Origin of the sequence: Caulobacter sp., assembly GCF_039596335.1 — a bacterium.
Lineage (GTDB): Bacteria > Pseudomonadota > Alphaproteobacteria > Caulobacterales > Caulobacteraceae > Caulobacter.
Window position 1 is genome coordinate 297,866 of record NZ_JBCNJZ010000004.1, and the last position, 22,143, is coordinate 320,008.

13 protein-coding genes are annotated in these 22,143 nt (G+C 68.2%); 7 read left to right on the plus strand and 6 right to left on the minus strand.

Annotated features, from left to right (window positions below; genetic code table 11):
- Window positions 1–108 precede the first annotated feature (108 nt).
- The 4 genes from ABDW31_RS10455 to ABDW31_RS10470 form a co-directional block, all read right to left on the minus strand.
- Window positions 109–7,512, minus strand: coding sequence for an ice nucleation protein (locus tag ABDW31_RS10455; RefSeq protein ID WP_343698659.1), 7,404 nt, complete (start codon window positions 7,510–7,512; stop codon window positions 109–111).
- Between the two features lie 366 nt (window positions 7,513–7,878).
- Window positions 7,879–10,200 (minus strand): beta-glucosidase BglX, encoded by a 2,322-nt coding sequence (bglX, locus tag ABDW31_RS10460; RefSeq protein WP_343698660.1) that lies wholly within the window; start codon window positions 10,198–10,200, stop codon window positions 7,879–7,881.
- Between the two features lie 69 nt (window positions 10,201–10,269).
- Window positions 10,270–11,607 carry a dicarboxylate/amino acid:cation symporter gene (locus ABDW31_RS10465; RefSeq protein ID WP_343698661.1) on the minus strand — a complete coding sequence of 446 codons (1,338 nt, stop codon included), beginning with the start codon at window positions 11,605–11,607 and terminating at the stop codon, window positions 10,270–10,272.
- Between the two features lie 183 nt (window positions 11,608–11,790).
- The gene (locus tag ABDW31_RS10470; protein WP_343698662.1) at window positions 11,791–13,158 is read right to left on the minus strand and encodes a sugar MFS transporter; all 1,368 of its coding nucleotides are present in this window, start codon (window positions 13,156–13,158) and stop codon (window positions 11,791–11,793) included.
- A gap of 232 nt (window positions 13,159–13,390) precedes the next feature.
- Here ABDW31_RS10470 and ABDW31_RS10475 point away from each other — a divergent pair, with 232 nt between their 5' ends.
- Entirely contained in the window at window positions 13,391–13,558 is a 168-nt protein-coding gene (locus tag ABDW31_RS10475; protein WP_343698663.1) for a hypothetical protein, read from the plus strand.
- A 1-nt stretch (window position 13,559) separates the two neighbouring features.
- On the opposite strand, the gene ABDW31_RS10480 is transcribed toward ABDW31_RS10475, so the two are convergent.
- Window positions 13,560–14,870: an FAD-dependent oxidoreductase gene (locus ABDW31_RS10480; RefSeq protein ID WP_343698664.1), complete on the minus strand. Its 1,311-nt coding sequence runs from the start codon at window positions 14,868–14,870 to the stop codon at window positions 13,560–13,562.
- Between the two features lie 301 nt (window positions 14,871–15,171).
- On the opposite strand from ABDW31_RS10480, the gene ABDW31_RS10485 reads away from it, so the two are divergent.
- On the plus strand, window positions 15,172–15,651 hold the full coding sequence (locus tag ABDW31_RS10485) for a hypothetical protein (protein WP_343698665.1): 480 nt from the start codon (window positions 15,172–15,174) through the stop codon (window positions 15,649–15,651).
- A gap of 28 nt (window positions 15,652–15,679) precedes the next feature.
- Window positions 15,680–16,141 (plus strand): hypothetical protein, encoded by a 462-nt coding sequence (locus tag ABDW31_RS10490; RefSeq protein ID WP_343698666.1) that lies wholly within the window; start codon window positions 15,680–15,682, stop codon window positions 16,139–16,141.
- Here ABDW31_RS10490 and ABDW31_RS10495 read toward each other — a convergent pair.
- Window positions 16,138–16,761 carry a glutathione S-transferase family protein gene (locus ABDW31_RS10495; RefSeq protein WP_343698667.1) on the minus strand — a complete coding sequence of 208 codons (624 nt, stop codon included), beginning with the start codon at window positions 16,759–16,761 and terminating at the stop codon, window positions 16,138–16,140. The two genes, ABDW31_RS10490 and ABDW31_RS10495, sit on opposite strands and share 4 nt — an antisense overlap.
- Window positions 16,762–16,916: 155 nt before the next feature.
- Here ABDW31_RS10495 and ABDW31_RS10500 point away from each other — a divergent pair, with 155 nt between their 5' ends.
- The 4 genes from ABDW31_RS10500 (at window position 16,917) to purB (ending at window position 22,142) form a co-directional block, all read left to right on the plus strand.
- The gene (locus ABDW31_RS10500) at window positions 16,917–18,251 is read left to right on the plus strand and encodes an MFS transporter (protein ID WP_343698668.1); all 1,335 of its coding nucleotides are present in this window, start codon (window positions 16,917–16,919) and stop codon (window positions 18,249–18,251) included.
- Window positions 18,252–18,464: 213 nt separating this feature from the next.
- Window positions 18,465–19,979 carry an MFS transporter gene (locus tag ABDW31_RS10505; RefSeq protein ID WP_343698669.1) on the plus strand — a complete coding sequence of 505 codons (1,515 nt, stop codon included), beginning with the start codon at window positions 18,465–18,467 and terminating at the stop codon, window positions 19,977–19,979.
- Between the two features lie 53 nt (window positions 19,980–20,032).
- Window positions 20,033–20,779, plus strand: coding sequence for a DUF6683 family protein (locus ABDW31_RS10510; protein ID WP_343698670.1), 747 nt, complete (start codon window positions 20,033–20,035; stop codon window positions 20,777–20,779).
- Window positions 20,780–20,831: 52 nt separating this feature from the next.
- Window positions 20,832–22,142, plus strand: a complete 1,311-nt coding sequence (purB, locus tag ABDW31_RS10515) for an adenylosuccinate lyase (protein WP_343698671.1) — start codon at window positions 20,832–20,834, stop codon at window positions 22,140–22,142.
- The last annotated feature ends 1 nt before the right edge of the window (window position 22,143 follow it).

Here is a 22,143-nt window from a genome sequence, read left to right on the forward strand (position 1 = left end):
CAACCTGCGTGCGACTCGGCCGATCGCGATCATGCCATGGCGGGCGAACCTCGACCAATGGCCGAGAACAATCCGCCGCCCACGCTGTGCGCGGGCGGCGGGATTTTCTTAGATCACCGACACGTAGGCGGCGACCTGGTCCGGATCCAGGCTCTGGACCTGGGCCGTCGTCAGGGCGGCGGCCTGGGTGCTGGTCAGGGCGCCGATGTTGGTCGTCGTCAGGTGGTCCAGCTGGGTCGTCGTCAGGCCCGAGATCTGCGAGGCCTGCAGCTGACCCATCTGGGTCGTCGTCAGGGCGCCGATCACCGTGGTCGACAGCTGGCTCAGCTGGCTGGTGGTCAGGGCGCCGACCTGGGTACTGGTCAGCTCGCCAAGGTCGGTCTGGGACAGACCGCGCACTTGGGTGACCGTCAGGCCCTTGACCTGGGTGGCGGTCAGGCCGGCCGTCTGGGTGCTGTTCAGCGCCGAGAAGTTGGTCGCCGAGAACGCCGCCAGCTGGCTGGTGGCCAGAGCGCCGATCTGGGTGGCGGTCAGCTCGCCCACGTCGGTGGTGCTCAGCGAGGTCAGCTGGTTGGTCGTCAGACCCTTGACCTGGGTGGCGGTCAGAGCGCCGACCTGGGTGCCGTTCAGCGCCCCGAAGGCCGTCGTCGTCAGCGCGCTGACCTGGGTGCTGGCCAGGCCGCCGATCTGGGTGGTCGACAGCTGGGCCGCCTGGGTCGTGGCCAGGGCCTGCAGTTGCGCGGTCGTCAGCGCCCCCACCTGCGTGCTGGTCAGCTCGCCGATGTCGGTGGTCGACAGGCCCTTCACCTGGTCGACGGTCAGGCCCTTGACCTGGCTGGTGGTCAGCGACGCCATCTGGGTGGCGTCGAAGCCCGTGATCCGGGTCGACAGCGCAGTCAGCTGCGCGGTGCTGAGCTGGCCGATCTGGGTGGTGGTGAACTCACCCACGTCGGTGGTCGACAGGCCGGCCATCTGGCTGTTGGTCAGACCCTTGATCTGGGTGGCGTTCAGGGCGCCCATCTGGGTGCTGGTCAGCGCCGACAGCTGGGTCGTCGCCAGGGCCCCGATCTGGGCGACCGACAGCGAACCGATCTGCGTGGTGGTCAGCTCACCGATGTCGGTGGTCGACAGACCCTTCAGCTGGTTGGCCGTCAGACCCTTCAGCTGCGTGGCGTTCAGCGTGCCCACCTGGGTGGAGTTCAGGCTGGAGAAGCCCGTGGAGCTCATCGCGCCCAGCTGGGTCGAGGACAGCGCGCCCACCTGGGTCGTGGCCAGGGCCGCGACGTTGGTGGTGGTCAGGCCGGTCATCTGGCTGTTCGACAGGCCCTTGATCTGGGTCGTCGTCAGCGCGCCCAGCTGGGTGGCGTCCAGCTGCGAGAAGTTGGTCGAGGAGATCACGCCCAGCTGGGTGGCGCTCATGCCGCCGATCTGGGTGGTGGTCAGTTGCTGCAGCTGGGTGCCGGCCAGGGCGCCGACCTGGGCCAGCGACAGGGCGCCGACCTGGGTCGAGGTCAGTTCGCCGACGTCGGTGGTCGACAGACCGGCCAGCTGGCTGGTGCTCAGGGCCTGCACCTGGGTGTTGGTCAGAGCCCCCACCTGCGTGCTGGTCAGGGCCGAGACCTGCGTGGCCGCCAGGCTCTTCAGCTGTTCGGCGGTCAGGGCCGCGATCTGGGTCGTCGCGAACTCACCGATGTCGGTGGTCGACAGGCCCTTCAGCTGCGGGCTGGTCAGAGCCTTCATCTGGGTGGCCGTGAACGCGCCGACCTGGGTCGAGCTCATCGCCGACAGGCCCGTGGTGGTCAGGGCGGCGATCTGCGGCGCCGACAGCGCGCCGATCTGGGTGGAGCCCAGCTGGCCGACGCCGGTGGTGGTCAGGCCCGCCAGCTGCGAGGTCGTGATGCTCTTCACCTGGGTCGCGGTCAGCGAACCCATCTGCGTGGAGCTCATCGCCGACAGCGCCGAGGGCGTCAGGGCGGCCAGCTGCGTGCCGGCCAGCGCGCCGACCTGGGTGGCGGTCAGTTCGCCGATGTCGGTGGTCGACAGGGCGTTCATGTGCTGGGTCGTCAGACCCTTGAGCTGGGTCCCGGTCAGGGCGCCCACCTGGGTGCTGTTCAGCGCGCCGAAGGCCGTGGTCGACAGCGAGCCCACCTGGCTGGCGCTGAGGCCACCGATCTGGGTGGTCGACAGCTGACCGGCCTGGGTCGTGGCGAAGGCCTTGATCTGCGAGGCCGACAGCGAGCCCACCTGGGTCACGGTCAGATCGCCGATGTCGGTCGTCGACAGGCCCTGGACCTGGGTGATCGTCATGGCGGCGATCTGGGCCCCGGTCAGGGACGCGCTCTGGGTGCTGTTCAGCGCCGAGATGTTCGTCGCCGACAGGTTCTTCACCTGGTCGGCCGACAGCGCCGCCACCTGGGTCGTCGTGAGCTCACCGATGTCGGTGGTGCTCAAGTTCTTCACGTGGTCGGAGGTCAGACCCTTGATCTGGGTCGCGGTCAGCGCGCCCATCTGGGTCGAGTTCATCGCCGACAGGCCCGTGGTCGTCAGGGCGCCCACTTGCTGCGTCGTCAGCGCCGCGACCTGGGTCGAGGTCAGCTCACCGATGTCGGTGGTCGTCAGACCCTTGACCTGCGAGGCGGTCAGGCCCGCGATCTGGGTGGTGGCCAGAGCCCCCACCTGCGTGCTGTTCAGCGCCGAGAAGCCGCTGCCGAGCGCGCCGACCTGGGTCGTGGCCAGAGCGCCGACCTGGGTGGTGGTCAGGGCGCCGATGTTGGTGGTCGACAGATCCTTCAGCTGATCGGCCTTCAGGGCCTTGATCTGGGTGCCGTTCAGCGCGCCGACCTGGGTGGTGCTCAGCTGGTTCAGGCTGGTGGTCGACAGCACGCCGACCTGCGAAGCCGTAAGGCCGCCGATCTGGGTGGTCGTCAGGCCCTGGACCTGGGTGGTCACCAGCGTGCCGATCTGGATGTTCGACAGCGCGCCGACCTGGGTGGCCGTCAGCTCACCGATGTCGGTGGCCGTCAGACCCTTCAGCTGGGTGGCGGTCAGCGACTGGATCTGGCTGTTGCTCAGCGCATTGACCTGGGTCGTCGTCATCGCCGAGACGCCGGTCGCCGACAGGCTCTTCAGCTGTTCAGCGCTCAGGGCCGAGATCTGGGTCGTGGCCAGTTCACCGATGTCGGTGGTCGACAGCCCCGCCAGCTGCGTGGTGGTGACGCCCTTGATCTGGGTGGTGGTCAGAGCCGCCATCTGGGTCGAGGCCAGGGCCGAGAAGCCGGTCGCCGTCAGGGCGGCCAGCTGGCTGGGCGCCAGAGCCTGGATCTGGGTGGTCGTGAACTCGGTGACGTCGGTCGACGTCAGGCCCTTCAGCTGGGCGATCGTCACGCCCTTGATCTGGGTCGTGCTCAGCGCCGCGACCTGGGTGCCGTCCAGGCCCGAGAAGCCCGTGGGCGTCATCGCGCCCAGCTGGGTCGCCGCCAGGGCCCCGATCTGGGTGGTGGTGAACTCGCCCGCGTCGGTGGCCGACAGCGCGGCCATCTGAAGGGTGGTCACGCCCTTCAGCTGGGTGGCCGTCAGCGCCTGGACCTGGGTGGTGTCGAAGGCCGCAAACTTGGTCGTGCCCAGGGCGCCCAGCTGGCTGGACGTCAGGCCCTTCATCTGCGTGGCCGTCAGGTCGTCGACGTTCAGCGAGGTGATCTGAGCGACCGACAGCGCGCCGATCTGGGTCTCGGACAGGTCGCCCACGTCCGTAGTGCTCATGCCGGCGATCTGGGTGTTGGTCAGACCCTTGATCTGGGTGGCGCTCAGCGCCGCCGTCTGGGTGCTGGTCAGAGCCGAGATGTTCGCCGCCGACAGGTTCTTGATCTGGTCGGCCGACAGGGCGCCGACCTGGGTGGCCGTCAGCTCGCCGATGTCGGTGGTCGACAGGTTCTTCACCACGTCGTTCGTCAGACCCTTGATCTGGGTCGTGGTCAGGCCGCCGACCTGGGTGCTGTTCAGGGCCGAGAAGTTGGTGCTCGACAGCGCGCCCAGCTGGGCGGTCGTCAGGGCGCCCAGCTGCGTCGCCGTCAGCTCACCCATGTCGGTGGTGGTTAGACCCTTGAGCTGCGAGGCCGAAACGCCCGCCATCTGGGTGGTGGTCAGGGCGCCGACCTGAGTGCTGGTCAGGGCCGAGAAGTTCGACGCGCCGAGGGCGGCGATCTGGGTGTTGGCCAGGGCGCTGACCTGGGTCGTGGCCAGGGCCGACGCCTGGGTCGTGGCCATCGCGCCCAGCTGGTTGGCCGTCAGACCCTTCAGCTGCGTCGTGGTCAGGGCGCCCAGCTGCGTACCGTTCAGCTGCGAGATGTTGCCGGTGGTGATCGCGCTGATCTGCGAGGCGCTGAGGCCGCCGATCTGCGTGGTCGACAGGTTCTGGACCTGGGTCGTGGCCAGGGCGCCGATCTGGGCGGCCGACAGGGCGCCGACCTGGGTGGCCGTCAGCTCACCGATGTCGGTGGTGCCGAGACCCCTCAGCTGGCTGGTGGTCAGGGCCTGGACCTGGGTGTTGCTCAGAGCGCCGACCTGGGTGGCGTTCAGGGCCGACAGGTTGGTGACCGACAGGCTCTTCAGCTGCTCGCCGCTCAGGGCGCCGATCTGCGTCGTGGTCAGCTCGCCCATGTCGGTGGCGTTCAGGCTGCCCAGTTGCGCGTTGGTCAGGCCCTTGATCTGGCTCGTGCTCAGCGCGCCCATCTGGGTGCTGTTCATGCCCGAGAAGGCCGTGGGCGTCAGGGCGTTCAGCTGCGCGTTCGACAGCGCGCCCAGCTGGGTCGAGGTCAGGTCGTTCAGGTCGGTGGCCGAAAGGCCCTTCACCTGGGCGACCGACAGCCCCTTGATCTGCGAGGTGGTCAGGGCCGCGGTCTGGGTCGAGTCCATGCCCGACAGAGCCGTCGGCGTCAGGGCGGCGATCTGGGTCGTCGCCAGGGCGCCGATCTGGGTGGCGGTCAGCTCGCCCACGTCGGTCGACGACATGGCGGTCAGTTGGCCGGGCGTCAGACCCTTGATCTGGGTGGTGGTCAGCGAACCGACCTGGGTGCTGTCCAGGGCCGCGAAGTTCGTCGGCGACAGCGCGCCCACCTGCGAGGCGCTCAGGCCCTGCAGCTGCGTGGTGCTCAGAGCCTTGAGGCCCGTCTGGGTCAGGGCGCCGATCTGAGCGTTCGACAGAGCGCCCAGCTGCGTGCCGGTCAGTTCCTGGACGTCGGTGGCCGACAGGCCCGCCAGCTGGCTGGTGCTCAGACCCTTCAGCTGGGTCGAGGTCAGGGCGCCGGTCTGGGTCGAGGTCAGGGCCGAGATGTTGGTGACCGACAGGTTCTTGATCTGGTCGGCGGTCAGGGCGCCCACCTGGGTGGTGGTCAGCTCACCCATGTCGGTGGTGCTGAGACCCTTGATCTGGTCGGCGGTCAGGCCCTTGATCTGGCTGGCCGTCAGGGCGCTGGTCTGGGTCGAGGTCAGGGCCGAGACCTGGGTCGCCGCCAGGGCGCCCATCTGGGCCGGCGTCAGCGCCGAGACCTGGGTCGTGGTCAGTTCGCCCATGTCCGTCGCGGTCAGGGCCTTCAGCTGGCTGGCGGTCAGACCCTTGATCTGGTCGGTCGACAGCGCGCCCACCTGGGTGCTGCTCATGGCCGCGAAGTTGGTCGCGCCCATGCCGGCCAGCTGGCTGGCGGACAGCGCGCCCAGCTGGGTGGTGGCCAGGTTGCCGACGCTGGTGGTGCTCAGGCCGGCCAGCTGAGCGGTGCTCAGACCCTTGACCTGCGTGGTCGTCAGCGCGCCGACCTGGGTCGAGCTCAGCTGGTTCAGGTTGGTCGCCGACATCGCCGCGACCTGGCTGGACGACAGGCCGCCGATCTGGGTGGTCGACAGGTTCTGGACCTGGGTCGTCGCCAGGGCGCCGACCTGGGCCGTGGTCAGGCGGCCCATCTGGGTGGCGGTCAATTCACCGATGTCGGTGGTCGACAGGCCCTTGATCTGGGTCGCCGTCAGGGCCGCCATCTGCGAGTTCGACAGCGCGCCCATCTGGGTGCTGCTCAGCGCCGACAGGTTGGTGACCGACAGGTTCTTGACCTGGTCGGCCGTCAGGGCGCTGACCTGGGTCGTGGTCAGCTCACCCATGTCCGTTGTCGACAGCGCCGACAGCTGGGCGTTCGTCAGACCCTTGATCTGGGAGGTGGTCAGCGCGCCGACCTGAGTGCTGGTCAGGGCCGAGACCTGGGTGCCGGCCAAGGCGCCCATCTGGTTGGCGGCCAGACCCGCGATCTGGGTCGTGGTCAGCTCGCCCATGTCCGTCGCGGACAGGGCCTTCAGCTGGCTGGTGGTGACACCCTTCATCTGGGTCGCGTTCAGCGCGCCCATCTGGGTCGTGTCCATCGCCGCGAAGGCGGTCGTGGTCAGAGCGCCCAGCTGGCTGGCGCTGAGGCCGCCGATCTGGGTCGAGGTCAGCTCACCGACGTCGGACGCCGACATCGCGGTGATCTGGGCGTTGGTCAGACCCTTGACCTGCGAGGCGGTGAGCGCGCCCACCTGGGTGCTGTTCAGGGCCGTGAAGTTGGTCGTGCCCAGGGCGGCGAGCTGCGTCGTCGCCATGGACGAGATCTGGGTCGTGGCCAGGCCGGCGACCTGGGTCGTCCCCATCGCGCCCACCTGGGCGACGCTGAGAGCCCCGACCTGCGTGGTCGAGAGCTGGCCGACGTCCGTCGACGTCAGGGCCTTGATCTGGCTGGTCGTCACGCCCTTGATCTGGGTCGTGGTCAGAGCGCCGGTCTGGGTCTGGCTCAGCGCCGAGAAGGCTTCCGGCGACAGGGCGCCGATCTGGGCGGCCGAGAACACGCCCAGCTGGGCGGCCGACAGTTCGCCGACGTCCGTGGTCGACAGGCCCTTCACCTGGGTGGCGCTGAGGCCCTTGATCTGGGTGTCGGTCAGGCCGCCCATCTGGGTGGCGTCGAGAGCCGAGAAATTGGTGGCGCTGAGTGCGGCCAGGCGATCGCTGGCCAGCGCGCCGATCTGGGTGGCCGTGAACTCGCCCATGTCGGCGGCCGTCAGGCCCTTCAGCTGGGACGCGGTCACACCCTTGATCTGCGAGGCGCTGAGCGCGGCGACCTGAGTGCCGGCCAGGCCGGAGAAGTTAGTGGACGACAGCACGGCGACCTGGGTGGCCGCGAGAGCCGACATGCGCGAGGTGTCGAGCGAGGCCAGCTGGGTCGAGGTAAGGGCCGAGACCTGCTGGGTGGAAAGGGTGGTGAGCTGCGTGACGTTGAAGGTCACCGAAGTGGCGAACTTCGGGATCTGCGTCGTGGTGAGCGCCTTGACCTGAGTTGTGCTGAGCGCCTCAACCTGGGTGTTGGCGAGCGCACCAATCCCCGTTGCGCTTAGGGCAGCGACCTGCGCGCCGCTGAGCGACTGGATGTCGGTCGTGCTGAGGCCCTGGATGGCCGTGACCGTCAGAGCCGAAATCTGAGCGGGCGAGAGACTCGAAATCGCCATTTCATCCATCCTGCTTATAGGCGCGCCCTTACACGCACCCGAGCAATGGAGACGCCCCCCAAACGCAGGCTCCCCCAACACGCCACACTACGGCCCGATTCCGGTAACCGTATTTCCTTTCCAACTCCTTTCAACATGTCATACCGCCGCAGATAAACCATGCACGGACACACACCCTTAAGGTGAAACCCGAATTAGGGATCTAGCCTCAAACCCTTTGTCCCTAAGACGTTGAGGCCCGCGCGACGGCACGTCGCGGCCGACCTCGAATGGTCTGATGACTTACCCAAAGCCTAATAGCGGCGCCCTGCGCACAGCCTTATCCACAGGCCGCGCGCCCTCGGTGTCAACACACCCGATTCGGGTTCAGGGTCGGCTACTCGCCATAAGCTCGAAACTGGCGCTCAGGCCGTCGACGGCCGAGTTGGCGACCCACAGGTCGAACACCCCCGGCTCGGCCAGCCAGCGGTCGCCGTCGCCCACGAACATCAGGTTCTCGCGCTTCAGCTCGAAGCGGACTTCCCGCTCGGCGCCAGGGGCCAGCGAGACACGGTGGAAGCCCTTCAGCTCGCGCACCGGCCGGGTGCGGCTGGCCACGCGATCGCGGACATAGAGCTGCACGACGTGGTCGCCGTGCACCGGCCCGTCGTTGCGGACCTTGGCGGTGATGCGGAGCGTCTCGTTCCAGGCGAGCTTGTCGGTCGATAGCCGCACGTCCGACACCGAAAAGCGCGTGTAGCTGAGGCCGAAGCCGAACGGATACAGCGCCTCGTTGCGGATCGAGCGCCAGCGGGCCTTGTATTCCTGGGCGTTGGGATCGGTCGACGCCGGGCGGCCGGTGGTGCGGCCGTTGTAGAAGAACGGCTGCTGGCCGCTGTCGAGCGGGAAGCTGACCGGCAGGCGACCCGACGGATTGACGACGCCGAACAACACGTCGGCCACGGCGTTGCCCATCTCGCTGCCCAGGAACCAGGTCGCCAGGATCGCTGGAGCATCGCGGACCACGCCCTCCAGGGCGATGGCGCGGCCGTGGCGCAGCAGCACGACGACGGGCTTGCCGGTCGCGGCGATCGCCTCGGCCAGGCGCTGCTGCACCGGCGGGATGCGGATATCGGTGCGCGACTTGGCCTCGCCGGTCATGTCCTGGCTCTCGCCCACGGCCAGCAGGACGATGTCGGCGGCTTGCGCCGCGGCGACCGCGCGCTCGAAGCCGCCGGCGATGGTGGTCTCGACCTCGCAGCCCCGCTCCACGATCAGGCCGGCGGGATCGGTCAGCTGGGCGCGGATGCCCGTGGCCAGGTCGACGTTGAGGTTGCGGTCGGCGAAGAACCCGCCCCAGGCGCCCAGCACGTTGTCGCGGTCGTCGGCGAACGGGCCGATCAGCGCCAGACGTTTGCCGGCCTTGGGCAGAGGCAGCAGATTGCGCTCGTTCTTCAGCAGCACGATCGAACGCGCACCGGACTCGCGGCTCAGGGCGCGCAGGGCTGGCGTGGCGGTGCGGGTCGCCTCGGCCTTGGGGTCCAGCGAGCGGTAGGGATCATCGAAGAGGCCGATCGCCTCCTTCAGGGCCAGCACCCGGCGCACCGAGGCGTCGACCACCGCCATCGGCACCGCGCCCGAGGTCACCAGCTCCGGCAGGTAGCGGATGTAGAGGCCGCTCTGCATCGAGACGTCCAGGCCCGCCAGGATCGCCAGGCGCGCGGCGTCACGATCGTCAGCAGCGACGCCGTGGGCCACCAGCTCCTGATCCGAGGTGTAGTCGGAGATGACCACGCCCTTGAAGCCCCACTCCTCGCGCAGGATGCCGGTCAGCAGCGGCTTGTTGGCCGTGGCCGGCACGCCGTTGATGTCGTTGAAGGCGGTCATCACCGTCAGCGCCCCGGCGTCGAACGAGGCCTGGAACGGTGGCAAGTGGACCTCGCGCAGGGTCGCCTCGGACAACTCGACCGAATTGTACTCCATGCCCGCCGCCACCGCGCCGTAGGCGGCGAAGTGCTTGGGCGTGGCCAGCATGCTGTCGTCGGCCGTCAGGTCCTTGCCCTGGAAACCGCGCACGCGCGCCGCGGCCATGACCTCGCCCAGGAAGGTGTCCTCCCCTGCCCCTTCGGCGACGCGCCCCCAGCGCTGGTCGCGGGCGACGTCGACCATCGGCGCGAAGGTCCAGTGCAGGCCAGAGGCCGTGGCCTCGCTGGCGGCGGCGCGGGCGGTGCGCTCGGCCAGGTGCGGATCGAAGCTGGCGGATTCGCCCAGCGGGATCGGGAACACGGTGCGGAAGCCGTGGACCACGTCGGCGGCGAACAGCAGCGGGATCTTCAGGCGCGAGCCCTCGACCGCGGCCTTCTGGGTCTCGTAGGCGGCCTGGGCCCCGACGCCGTTGAACAAGATGCCGACCCGGCCGGCCTTGACCTCGGCGATCACGGTGGCGGCGTTGCGGACATTGACCACCGGGTTCATGTCGGCGATCGGCGGCCGGACCATGTCGGCGAAGCACGACAGCTGGCCGGCCTTCTCTTCCAGGGTCATCTGCGCCAGCAGAGCCTCGACGCGATCGGAAGCGCGGCCCGGAGCGTAATTGGCGGCGAAGGCGCGCGGGGTCGTCACGGTCAAGCCCACCAGGGCTGAAGCGCCAGACAGGAAGGCCCGACGGCTCGCTCCGGACGGAGCGCCGTTCGACGTCTTCAGACCCATGGAAATCCCCCGGACGCTTACGAGGCGCGCAAACTCGCCGCTAAAGCGCCCGGAAGCAACCGCACTCGCCTATTCCGCGGCGTGCAGCGCAGCTTCAACCGGGACCCGGCCGGCGTTGTAGACGTCCAGGTCCAGGATGCCCTCGCGCTTGGCCACAATGGTCGGGACCAGGGCCTGGCCTGCGACGTTCACAGCCGTGCGGCCCATATCCAGGATCGGGTCGATGGCCAGCAGCAGGCCGACGCCTTCCAGCGGCAGGCCCAGGGTCGACAGGGTCAGGGTCAGCATGACCACCGCCCCGGTCAGGCCCGCCGTCGCCGCCGAGCCGATCACCGACACGAAGACGATCAGGAAATAGTCCGACCAGGCCAGGTGCACGCCGAAGAACTGGGCCACGAAGATCGCCGCGATGGCCGGATAGACGGCCGCGCAGCCGTCCATCTTGGTGGTCGCGCCCAGCGGGACAGCGAAGGCGGCATAGGCGCGCGGCACGCCCAGGCTGCCCTCGGTCACGGCCTCGGTCACCGGCAGGGTGCCGATCGACGAACGCGAGACAAAGGCCAGCTGGATCGCGGGCCAGGCCCCCTGGAAGAAGCGGACGGGGTTCAGGCCGTTCAGAGCCAGGATCGTCGGGTAGACGACCAGCAGCACCAGGGCCAGGCCGATGTAGATCGCGCCAGTGAACGCGCCCAGCTGGCCAAGCGTGGTCCAGCCGTACTGGGCCACGGCGTTGCCAAACAGGCCGATGGTGCCGATCGGGGTCAGGCGGATCACCCACCACAGCACCTTGCGCACGATCGCCAGGGCCGAGGCGTTGAACTTCAGGAAGGCCTCGCCGGCTTCACCGACCTTCAGGGCCGCGACGCCGGTGACCAGCGAGATCACCACGATCTGCAGCACATTGAACGACAGCGAGGTGGTGGCGGCGCCGTCGACCACCTTGGTCGAGGCCGCGATGCCCAGGATGTTCAGCGGCACCAGGCTGGTCAGGAAGTCCAGCCAAGACCCGCGGGTCTTCGGGGCCACAGCGGCGGCGGCCTCGACCGTGGTGTGCAGGCCCGGCTGCAGGATCAGGCCCAGGGCGATGCCGATGACCACCGCCACCAGGGCGGTGAAGGCGAACCAAAACAGGGTGCGCCAGACTAGACGGGCGGCGTTCTGCAGCTGGGCGATGTTGGCGATGCTGGCGACGATGGCCGTGAACACCAGCGGCGGCACCAGGACGCGCAGCAGCTGGATGAAGATCACGCCGATCTGGTGCAGGGTTTCGGCCAGGGCATAACCCGCCTGTCCCTCGGCCGGGCCGAGGTTGCGGGCGACCAGGCCCAGGGCCAGGCCCACGATCATGGCGGCCAGGACCTGGATCCCGAACCCGCTGATGAAACGGCTGCTCTTCTGCGCGGCCATGCACGATCCCCTTTTCAGTACCTGCGCCATTAATGTCGTGCCGCGCAGTGGGATTTACGACCGAGGTTTTTTGGAAGGCCCCTTCAGGAAAACTATTCTGCCTAAAGACGCGGCAGCTTCGGCAAAAAAGAACCCCGGGAAGACCAGCTTCCCGAGGGCGCTTCAGGTGAGACTTTCGAGCGGTCAGTGGCCGGCGGCCACGCCCTCTTCGATGACGTGGGTCGGGGCCTTCTTGGCGACCAGCGCGAACCACAGGACGTAGACATAGCAGGCCAGAGGCGCGGCGAAGGCCAGGGCCTTGGAGCCGGTCATTTCCTCGATCTTGCCGAACACCAGCGGCAGGAAGGCGCCGCCGGCGATGGCCATGCACAGCAGACCCGAGGTCGCCGAGGCCGGGGCCGAAGAGCGCTGCAGGGTCAGGGTGAAGATGGTCGGGAACATGATCGAGTTGAACAGGCCGATCAGCAGCGCCGCGAAGGCCGGGATCAGGCCCGTCGTCACCGGCGCGGTGGCCAGGATCAGGTTCAGCGTGCCGCTGTGGGCGCTGGGCGTCATGTCCTTGGTCAGGATCACCACCAGGCACAGGGCGATGGCGCCGACGGCCACGATGGTCAGCAGAACGTAGTCCTTGATCGACTTCAGCAGGGCCGAGCCCGCAAAGCGGCCGATCATGGCGAACAGCATGAAGAAGGTGGTCATCTTGCCGGCCTGCTCGGCGGCGATGTTCAGCACGTGGGCCTGCTCGATGAACAGCAGCAGGTTCAGCGACACCGCCACCTCCGCGCCCACATAGAGGAAGATGCCGATCGCGCCGAGATTAGCCCACTTGGACGACAGGGCGCTCAGCGGATTGACGAACTGGCCGGTCTTCGGCGCGGCCTCGGTGATGCGGTGGCGCACGAAGAAGATGGCCAGGATGAACAAGGCCAGGCCGACGCCGATGGCGAAATAGACGTTCGAGACGAAGCCCAGGGCCTGCTCGCGCATCGGCTGGGTGATCGTGATCCCCTTCTCGAAGATCTCGCCCTTCAGCAGGAAGTTGGCGCCGAACCACAGGCCGCACGCCGCGCCCAGCGAGTTGAAGGCCTGCGACAGGTTCAACCGGAACGAGCTGTCCTCGGGCTTGCCCATCGAGGCGATCAGCGGATTGGCGGCGACCTGCAGCAACGTGATGCCCGAGGCCATGACAAACAGCGCCGTCAGCACCAGGGCGAAGGTGTGCAGCTTGGCCGCGGCGATGGCGATGAAGCAGCCCAGCACGATGCCGCCCAGCCCGACCATCACCGACTTGGCGTAGCCGGCCTTGGACAGGAAGCCGGCCGACGGCATCGACATGACGCCATAGGCGATGAAGAAGGCGAAACCAGTCAGGTTGGCTTCAACGGGGCTGAGAGTGAAGACCGTCTTCATGGTCTTCAGCAGCGGGTCCAGCAGGTTGGTGACCAGGGCCCAGATGAAGAACAGGCACGTCACATAGACGACGGCCAGCTTGAGGCCACTGCCCTTGGCGGATCCGTTTGCGGAGGGCTTGGTGATCGCGGGGTCGGTCATCCGGCGACGCCCTGGCGTTCGAAGTTCAAACCAATCACTGCACCACTCCCTAAGTGACGATGTTTTCGAGTCCGTCTTGGCGCGGACCCCATCATTCACCGGAAGCGTGACAACGTTGTCAAGCGCTATACTGACTTACTCTATCTATTACTCAGACTTTTTAGTCACGTCATCGCCTGATTGGGGAACCGAACGCGTTTTCCGCCGCTTGATCAGCAAACGGGAGACCAGCATGTCCGTCGTCGCGATCCTTCTGATCTCCAGCGTCTTCGTGATCGCGGCCATCGTCGGCCTGGCGGACGCCTTCGTGCACTTCGTCTGCTGGCTGGCCAGCAAGGCGACCACGCGCGAGGAAGCGATCGAGCCGGCTCAGGCCCCGGTCCGCGGCATCACCGCCTAGATCAGGCCGCCTTCAGCGCGATCACATTGGCCTCGCGCATCAGCGCGCGCGGACCGGCATAGGTCGCGTCGGCTTCCACGGCCCACACGTCGTGCACGATCTCGCCGGCCAGGATGTTTTCGGCCGCCAGGATGCCCGTCATCGTCGCATGGGCCTGCTGGCCCGCTCGGTGCAGGCCGTTGCGGCCGACCGGGTGCAGGCCTGGGAAGCTCATCCTCAGGTCCAGGCGGATCATCTTCAGGTGCTCGGCGCTGTCCTCGTCGTGGATCGGCGCGGCCTTGCGCTGGCGCTTGACGTCGACGTCGCCCGCCTCGACCGACAGACCCATGGCCGCTAGGTCACGCCGGGCCTGGGCGATCAGCGCCTCGTCGGACGCCACCCACACGCCGTCGCCTTCGAAGCAGTAGTAGTCCAGGCTGGTCGAAGCGCCGCGGGTCTGGACGCGGGCGGCCTTCACCGCCGGGTCGTGGATGTGGATCACGCCGTCGTCCGAGGTCTGAGCGCCGGACAGGGTCACGGTGACCAGGTCGCGGTACATCAGCTCCCAGGCGTGGAACAGGCTGATCGGGGTCGGGCAGATCGCCTGCATCAGCTCGCGCAGCGGCGCCGACGAGACGACATTGTCGGCCGTGTAGATTTCCTTGCGGCCGTTCGCGCAGGCGACCGAGACGGTCCAGATGCGGGCCAGCTTGTCATAGTGCAGGCCGTCGACCTTGCGACCCAGGCGGACCTCGCCGCCCAGGGCGACGATCGTCTGGGCGCAGGCGTCCCAGGGCTTCACGCCGTCGCGGGCGCAGCGCTGGATTTCGTTTTCGGCGGTCGGACGGTCGACGCCGTCGGCCGGCATGGCGTCGCACGGCATCCCCCACACCTTCTCGGCATGGGTCTGGAAGAAGCGCGCGAACAGCGCCTCGCCAAACCGGTTGCGGCCGTGCTCGCGCATCGTGGCCGGCGCAGCGATCGGGTTCAGGCGGGCCCAGCCCAGCGAGGCGACGCCCTTAGCGGCGGTCCAGGCGCCCAGCTTGGCCAGGGTCTCCAGCGCCTTCAGCGGATAGGCGTAGAACTTGCGGCCGTCATAGAGGCGCGAGGCGGCGAACCGCTCTTCGAAGCCGTCCGGCAGGATCTCGTTCCAGAAGGCGGCGACCTCGGCGCTCTTCGAGGCGAAGTTAAAGCTGTCCTGCGTCAGCCCACCGACGCGGTCGGCGCGCATCTCCAGCACGGTCACCGTGCGCCCGGCCTTGGCCAGCACATAGGCGCTCGCGAGGCCCGCCGGGCCGCCGCCAATCACCAGGGTTTCCACATGCTGGGCCATCCGCCCCTCCGCAGGTTCGTTACCCCTGCACGATGGAGCCGAGATGGTTAACGCGGCGATCCACGGGCGTGGTGAATCCCGGTTAATCCGCCGTCCGGGACGTTTGGCCGCACCAGCGCCGCTTGGGGTCCCCTGAACCATTGCGGCCATGGCGTTAGGGACGCCTCTGGCCCGTCCTCATCGCCCTGCCCGCCGTGTCCGGGGCGCCACGCGCGTCGCCTAGACGACACTTCCAACGCATCCTTCTGACAAGCGCGACGTTTGGAGGTCGAGGGACCTTCACTGGCGAGGAATCGCAAACATGGCTCGTGTCGTCGTCATCAGCCTGGTCGTCGGGGCCCTGGCTCTTCCCGCCGCACTGGCGCCCGTCGAGGCGAACGCGGCGTCGTGCTCCAGCCGCAAGGCCACCGGCACCATCCTGGGCGGCCTGGGCGGCGCTCTGGTCGGCAACGCCATCTCGGATGGCGGCGGCGGCCTGATCGTCGGCGGCGTCGGCGGCGCCCTGATCGGCCGTCAGATCGGCAAGAGCGGCTGCCGCAAGCGCGTCACCACCACTTACTACGACGCCGGTCCGCGCGCCGCCCGCGCGGCCCAGCCCGCCCCGGTCCAGACGGTCTATTACGACCACATGGGCAATCCGGTCGCGCGCGGCGAGGTCCGCAACGGCAGCTTCCAGACGGTGTCGACCAACACGGCCGCCGCCTGTCGCACTGAGACCCGGTCCTATTACGACGAGCGCGGTCGCCTGACCCAAAGCCCTGTCCAGGTCTGCGCCCGCTAATCAAAACTCCAAGAGGAAACGCCCCACGATGATCCGCACGCCCGTGATCGCTGTCCTCGCGCTGACCGCCCTCGGGCTGGCCGCGTGCGGAGAGCATGACGCCACCATGGCCAACGCCAAAATCTGTACCGACTTCAAGACCGCCGCGCCTAGCGTGACGGCCGCCGCCGATCCGGCCACGCCGGTCGACGAATGTACGCGCCGCTGGGCCTACAGCCTGGCCGGCTCCAAGGACAGCGCCGAGGTCGTGGCCGAAGCGGTCGTGGCCGCCTGCGCCCCGGCGCTCAGCCGCTGGAACCAGGCCTCGCTGGGCCAGGCGCCCGGCGCCAGCGGTGACCAGGCCCTGAGCCTGCGCACCGGCCAGCCGACCAATCCACTGGCCGAGCACAGCGCCTTCGCCTCGGGCCGCGCCCTGCTCTACGTGGTCCAGGCCCGCGCCGGCCGCTGCAAGCCGCCGCCGGCAGAGAACGGCGTGCCGACGGGGCTCTAGGCCTTCGCTTCGGCGATTGCGTCGCGCTCCCATTCCAGGAATTCCGGCGTCGTCAAAAGACGCTCGGCATAGGCCTTGGCGTCGCCCGACAGGTCGACGCCATAGGTCCGGAAGCGCGACGCCACCGGCGTGAAGAACGCGTCGGTAATCGACCATTCGCCCAGCAGGAACGGACCGCCCGAGCGCGCCAGCAGTTGTTCCCAGCGCTCGACGATCTTGCGCACGTCCTTCTGGGTACCCTCCGAGAGCTCCAGCTTGCGCGGGGCCTCGTCCAGCGCCATCGGGCATTCGCCCCGCAGCGCCTGAAAGCCCGAATGCATCTCGGCCGCCGCCGAGCGCGCCAGGGCCCGCAAGGCCGGATCCGCCGGCCACAACTTGGCCTCAGGATACTTCTCGGCCAGGTATTCGCAGATCGCCAGCGAGTCCCAGACCACCAGGTCGCCGTCCTTCAGGGCCGGGGCCAGCTTGCTGGGCGAGATCTTGCCGATTTCGGCGCTCGTTGCCTCGCCCTGGCGCAGCGTCACCAGGATCTCCGTGAACGGAATCCCCGCGCGCTTCAGCGCCAGCCAGGGGCGCAGGGACCAGGTGGACCACCGCTTGGTGCCGATCACGATTTCCATGCCCTCGCGCCTTTTTCCAGTTTCGGGTTTGTCATCGGCCCTAGCGTAAGCCTAGGGTGGCCTCAACAATTAGAACAACTGTTCGAGGGAGTGAGACCATGGCGAAAGACGCCGCGACTGCGCCTCCAGTATCAGCCGCGGAGCCGCCCGCCCCATTGGCCGCCACAGCGGTCCCCTCCCCCCTGATCGCCCCGGTCTCCACCGCCTACCGACGATACGCCCTCTGGGTGCTGCTGATCATCTACACGCTGAACTTCCTGGATCGGCAGGTGGTCAACATCCTGGCCGAGCCGATCAAGCAGGAGCTGGGCCTGGCCGACTGGCAGCTGGGCATGATGACCGGCCTGGCCTTCGCCATCTTCTACACCGTGCTGGGCATTCCGATCGCGCGGATGGCCGAGCGCAAGAACCGGCCGATGATCATCGGCGTGTCGGTGGCGGCCTGGAGCGTGTTCACCGTCGCCTGCGGCTTCGCCCAAAACTTCTGGCACCTGATCCTGGCCCGTATCGGCGTGGGCGTCGGCGAGGCCGGCTGCACCCCGCCGGCCCACTCGCTGATCACCGACTACGTACCCAAGGAGAAGCGGGCCAGCGCAATCGCCTTCTACTCGATCGGCACCCCGCTGGGCTCGCTGCTGGGCATGGCCATGGGCGGCCTGGTGGCTGACGCCTACGGCTGGCGGGTGGCCTTTATGGTCGCCGGCGCGCCGGGCGTGATCTTCGCCCTGATCGCCGCCTTCACCCTGGTCGAGCCGCGCAAGAAACTGGCCGCCGACCTGGCCGCCCGCGCTGCGCCGCAGATCAGCTTCGCCGCCGCCCTGGCCGTGCTGATGGCCAAGAAGACCTTCTGGCTGGTGGCCTTCGCCGCCGCGATCAAGGCCTTCATCGGCTATGGCCACGCGCCCTTCACCGCCTCGTTCTTCTTCCGCAACCACACCGCCGAACTGGCGGAGCTGGCGGCGATGTTCGGGCTGAAGTCGGCCGGCTTCCTGGGCCTGGCCCTGGGCCTGATGGGCGGCACGGCCGGCGTCATCGGCGCCTGGCTGGGCGGGGTCATCGCGGACCGCTACGGCTCCAAGGACATCCGCGCCTATGTCGTGGTGCCGGCCATCGCCTCGCTGCTGGCCATCCCATTCTACATCGCCGCCATCAACCTGCCCGAGGCGGTGCCGGCCATGGCCCTGCTGACCGTGCCCGTGCTGCTGGGCACCCTGTGGTACGGCCCGGTCTACGCCACCGCCCAGAGCATCGTCGATCCGACCATGCGCGCCACGGCCTCGGCGGTGCTGCTGTTCATCATCAACCTGATCGGCCTGGGCCTGGGCCCCGTCGGCGTGGGCCTGCTCAGCGACGCCCTGGCCGGTCCGATGGGCCTGGGCTCGGCCGAGGGCGTGCGCTGGGCGCTGATGATCTCGGCGGCCTTCGGCGTGGTGTCGTTCTGGCTGTTCTGGCGGGCCCGCAAGACCATCGCCGACGACATGGTGGCGTAAGACTAGATGCCCCCCCGCGATGCGGGGGAGCTGTCGCGAAGGCGACTGAGGGGGGCGAGCTGGACTTAGGCCGAGTTAGCCCCCTCCGGCCCTCTGGGCCGCCTCCCCCGCATCGCGGGGGAGGAACTGCCGAAATAGCCTCTGGCGCTTTGGCTTCCGCTGCGTCTACAGTCCCTTCAAGAATTAGAACAAATGTTTGAAGGGAGAGTCAGGATGGCCGACGCGCGTGCGTCCGGCGGGCGTTCGCCCGTCTATACGCCCCCCGTTTATACAAATGGCTACAAGGCCGCGGTGCTGGGGCTGCTGCTGGCCACCTACACCTTCAACTTCATCGACCGCACGATCATCGCCACCATCGGTCAGGCCATCAAGGTCGACCTCAAGCTGACCGACACCCAGCTGGGCCTCCTGGGCGGCCTCTACTTCGCCCTCCTCTACACCCTGCTGGGCATCCCGATCGCCCGCCTGGCCGAGCGCTGCAATCGGGTGACGATCATTTCGGTGTCGCTGGTCATCTGGTCGGGCTTCACCGCCCTGTGCGGCGCCGCCAGCAGCTTCGCCCAACTGGCCCTGTTCCGCTTCGGCGTCGGCGTCGGCGAGGCCGGCTGCTCGCCGCCCAGCCACTCGCTGATCAGCGACTATTACGAGCCCAAGAAGCGCGCCTCGGCCCTGTCGATCTACTCGTTCGGCATCCCGCTGGGCACCATGTTCGGCGCCGTGGCCGGCGGTTGGCTGGCCACCGAGTTCAGCTGGCGCGTGGCCTTCGTCATCGTCGGCCTGCCCGGCATCCTCCTGGCCCTGATCGTCAAGCTGGTGATCAAGGAGCCGCCGCGCGGCCATTCCGAGATCGTCGAGGCGCCGCTGGAGGCCGAGGACGTCGTGGTCGAACCGGCCAAGCCCGCCTTCTCCCTGACCAACGAGTTCAAGGAGCTTTGGGCCGTCTCCAAGGTGCTGTTCGGCAAGTGGCCGGTGCTGCACATGGTGCTGGGCGTGACCATCGCCTCGTTCGGCTCGTACGGCTCGGGCGCCTTCGTGCCGTCGTACTTCGTGCGCGCCTTCGGGCTGAACCTGGCCGAGGTCGGTCTGATCGTCGGCCTGATCGGCGGCTTCTCGGCCGGCGTCGGCACCCTGGTCGGCGGCTTCCTGAGCGACTGGGCCGCCAAGCGCAGCGTCAAGTGGTACGCCTGGACCCCGGCCATCGGTCTGATCGTCTGCACGCCGATCTACATCCTGGCCTACCTGCAGACCGACTGGAAGGCGACGGCTACAATTCTCCTGATCCCGGGCGTCTTCCACTACGTTTACCTGGCCCCGACCTTCGGCGTGGTCCAGAACTCGGTGGAGCCGCACCGGCGGGCCACCGCCACGGCCCTGCTGTTCTTCTTCCTGAACCTGATCGCCCTGGGCGGCGGACCGGTCTTCACCGGCTGGCTGATCGACCATCTGGCGCAGTACCACTTCAACGTCCCGGACGCCGGCGGCGTGGTCCACAGCCTGTTCGCCTCCTTCGGTCAAGCGGGCGCGCAGAGCTTCGCGGCGGCCTGTCCCGGCGGCGTGGCCCCCGCCGGCTCGCCGGCCGAACTGGCGACGCAGTGCCGCTCGACCCTGGCCCTGTCCAGCCAGCAGGGCATCATCATCTCGCTGTGCTTCTACGCCTGGGCCGGCGTCCACTACGCCCTGGCCAGCATCGGCATGGTCAAGCACATGCAGGAACGCGCCGGAACCTAGGCAACTAAACTCCAGGCTGAGCCGTTGGACCGGCGGTCCAGCCTGGAGACGTCATGCCCCGCCTCTCGACTTCCCTCATCTGCCTGACGCTTCTGATGGCCTCGCCCGCCCTGGCGCAGGACTATGCGTGGCAGGGGTTCGCAGCGGCCGACGCCATGAACACCCTGCACCACAACCTGCTGAACCGTACGAACGAAGCCGCCCAGGAACGTCGTGACAGGGCCGCTGGCCGGCGCCCCGCCGCGCGTCCCGCCGCCCCGCCGCCGTCCCTGCCGGCCAACCAGCTGACCTTCCGCCGCGACCCGGCTGTGACCCGCGGGGTCCACGCTGATTTGGTGAAGCGGGTCTCGGGCAAGGACGCCAACGCCGGCCGCGTGCTGTCGCAGGAGCTGGTTCGCCGTGATCCGCTGACCGTCGCCACGCCGATCTTCCGCCGGTTTGGCCTGGACACCGGCAATGTCGTGGACGCCACCGCGATCTACTTCATGGGCATGTGGGGCGCGGCCAACAACGTCCAGAACCAGATGAGCCCAGACCAGGCCCGCGGCGCCCGTGCTCATGTCGCCCGGGCGGTGAACTTCGCCGGCATGGGCCTGAACACCCCCGCCGCTCGCCAGCGCTATGCCGAAGGCCTGCTCTACCAGGTCATCCTGATGGACATGGCCGTTGAGCAAGCCCAGCAGCAGAAGAACGCCGCCCATCAGCGCGTTCTGGCCGACGCCGCTCACCGCCAGATGACCCAGGCAGGCCTGGACATGCGTAAGGTCGACCTCACCGCGGCCGGGTTCGTTCCGCTCTAAGTAATAGACCTCTTCCCTTGACTCCCGGGGCCGAGCGGCCGAAACGCCGCCCATGATCAGCCGCTACGCCCGCCCCGAAGCCGCCGCCATCTGGTCCAGCCAGACCAAGTACAAGATCTGGTTCGAGATCGAGGCCCACGCCGCCGACGCCATGGCCGAGATCGGGACCATCCCGAAGCTCGCCGCCGAGACGATCTGGGAAAAGGGCCGCGACGCGGTCTGGGACAGCGATCGCATCGACGAGATCGAGCGCGTCACCAAGCATGACGTCATCGCCTTCCTGACCCACGTGTCGGAGATCGTCGGTCCGGAAGCCCGCTTCCTGCACCAGGGCATGACCAGCTCGGACGTGCTGGACACCTGCTTCGCCGTGCAGCTGTCGCGCGCCACCGACCTGCTGCTGGAAGACGTCGACCTGGTGCTGGCCGCCCTGAAGCGCCGCGCCCTCGAGCACAAGATGACCGTCTGCGTTGGCCGCAGCCACGGCATCCACGCCGAACCGATCACCTTCGGCCTGAAGCTGGCCGGCTACTACGCCGAGTTCCAGCGCGCCAAGGAACGCCTGGCGATGGCCAAGTTCGAAGTCGCCACCTGCGCGATCTCGGGCGCCGTCGGCACCTTCGCCAATGTCGACCCGCGCGTCGAACAGCACGTGGCCGACAAGATGGGCCTGGCCGTCGAGCCGGTTTCGACCCAGGTCATCCCGCGCGACCGTCACGCCGCCTATTTCGCGGCCCTGGGCGTCGTCGCCTCGTCGGTCGAGCGCCTGGCAACCGAGATCCGCCACCTGCAGCGCACCGAGGTCCTGGAAGCCGAGGAACCCTTCGAGGTCGGCCAGAAGGGTTCCTCGGCCATGCCGCATAAGCGCAACCCGATCCTGACCGAGAACCTGACGGGCCTGGCCCGCCTGGTCCGCTCGGCCGTGGTCCCGGCGATGGAGAACGTCGCCCTCTGGCACGAGCGCGACATCAGCCACTCGTCGGTCGAGCGCGGCATCGGCCCCGACGCCACCATCCACCTCGACTTCGCCCTGCGCCGCCTGGCCGGCGTCATCGAGCGCTTCAACATCTATCCCGACAACATGGCCAAGAACCTGGACAAGCTGGGGGGCCTTGTCTTCTCGCAGCGCGTCATGCTGGCCCTGACCCAGGAAGGCGTGTCGCGTGAAGACGCCTACGCCGCCGTCCAGGGCAACGCCATGAAGGTCTGGCGCGGCGAAGGCCGCTTCCTCGACTTCCTGAAGGCCGACGAGACCGTCTCCAAGGCCCTGTCGGACGCCGAACTGGAGAGCCTGTTCGACCTCGGCTACCACACCAAGAACGTCGACGTGATCTTCAAGCGCGTCTTCGGCGAGCAAGCCTAAG

Coding starts and splice junctions, on each gene's coding strand:
- ABDW31_RS10455 (WP_343698659.1), bottom strand. CDS start 7,512: ATGGCGATTTCGAGTCTCTCGCCCGCTCAGATTTCGGCTCTGACGGTC.
- bglX (WP_343698660.1), bottom strand. CDS start 10,200: ATGGGTCTGAAGACGTCGAACGGCGCTCCGTCCGGAGCGAGCCGTCGG.
- ABDW31_RS10465 (WP_343698661.1), bottom strand. CDS start 11,607: ATGGCCGCGCAGAAGAGCAGCCGTTTCATCAGCGGGTTCGGGATCCAG.
- ABDW31_RS10470 (WP_343698662.1), bottom strand. CDS start 13,158: ATGACCGACCCCGCGATCACCAAGCCCTCCGCAAACGGATCCGCCAAG.
- ABDW31_RS10475 (WP_343698663.1), top strand. CDS start 13,391: ATGTCCGTCGTCGCGATCCTTCTGATCTCCAGCGTCTTCGTGATCGCG.
- ABDW31_RS10480 (WP_343698664.1), bottom strand. CDS start 14,870: ATGGCCCAGCATGTGGAAACCCTGGTGATTGGCGGCGGCCCGGCGGGC.
- ABDW31_RS10485 (WP_343698665.1), top strand. CDS start 15,172: ATGGCTCGTGTCGTCGTCATCAGCCTGGTCGTCGGGGCCCTGGCTCTT.
- ABDW31_RS10490 (WP_343698666.1), top strand. CDS start 15,680: ATGATCCGCACGCCCGTGATCGCTGTCCTCGCGCTGACCGCCCTCGGG.
- ABDW31_RS10495 (WP_343698667.1), bottom strand. CDS start 16,761: ATGGAAATCGTGATCGGCACCAAGCGGTGGTCCACCTGGTCCCTGCGC.
- ABDW31_RS10505 (WP_343698669.1), top strand. CDS start 18,465: ATGGCCGACGCGCGTGCGTCCGGCGGGCGTTCGCCCGTCTATACGCCC.
- ABDW31_RS10510 (WP_343698670.1), top strand. CDS start 20,033: ATGCCCCGCCTCTCGACTTCCCTCATCTGCCTGACGCTTCTGATGGCC.
- purB (WP_343698671.1), top strand. CDS start 20,832: ATGATCAGCCGCTACGCCCGCCCCGAAGCCGCCGCCATCTGGTCCAGC.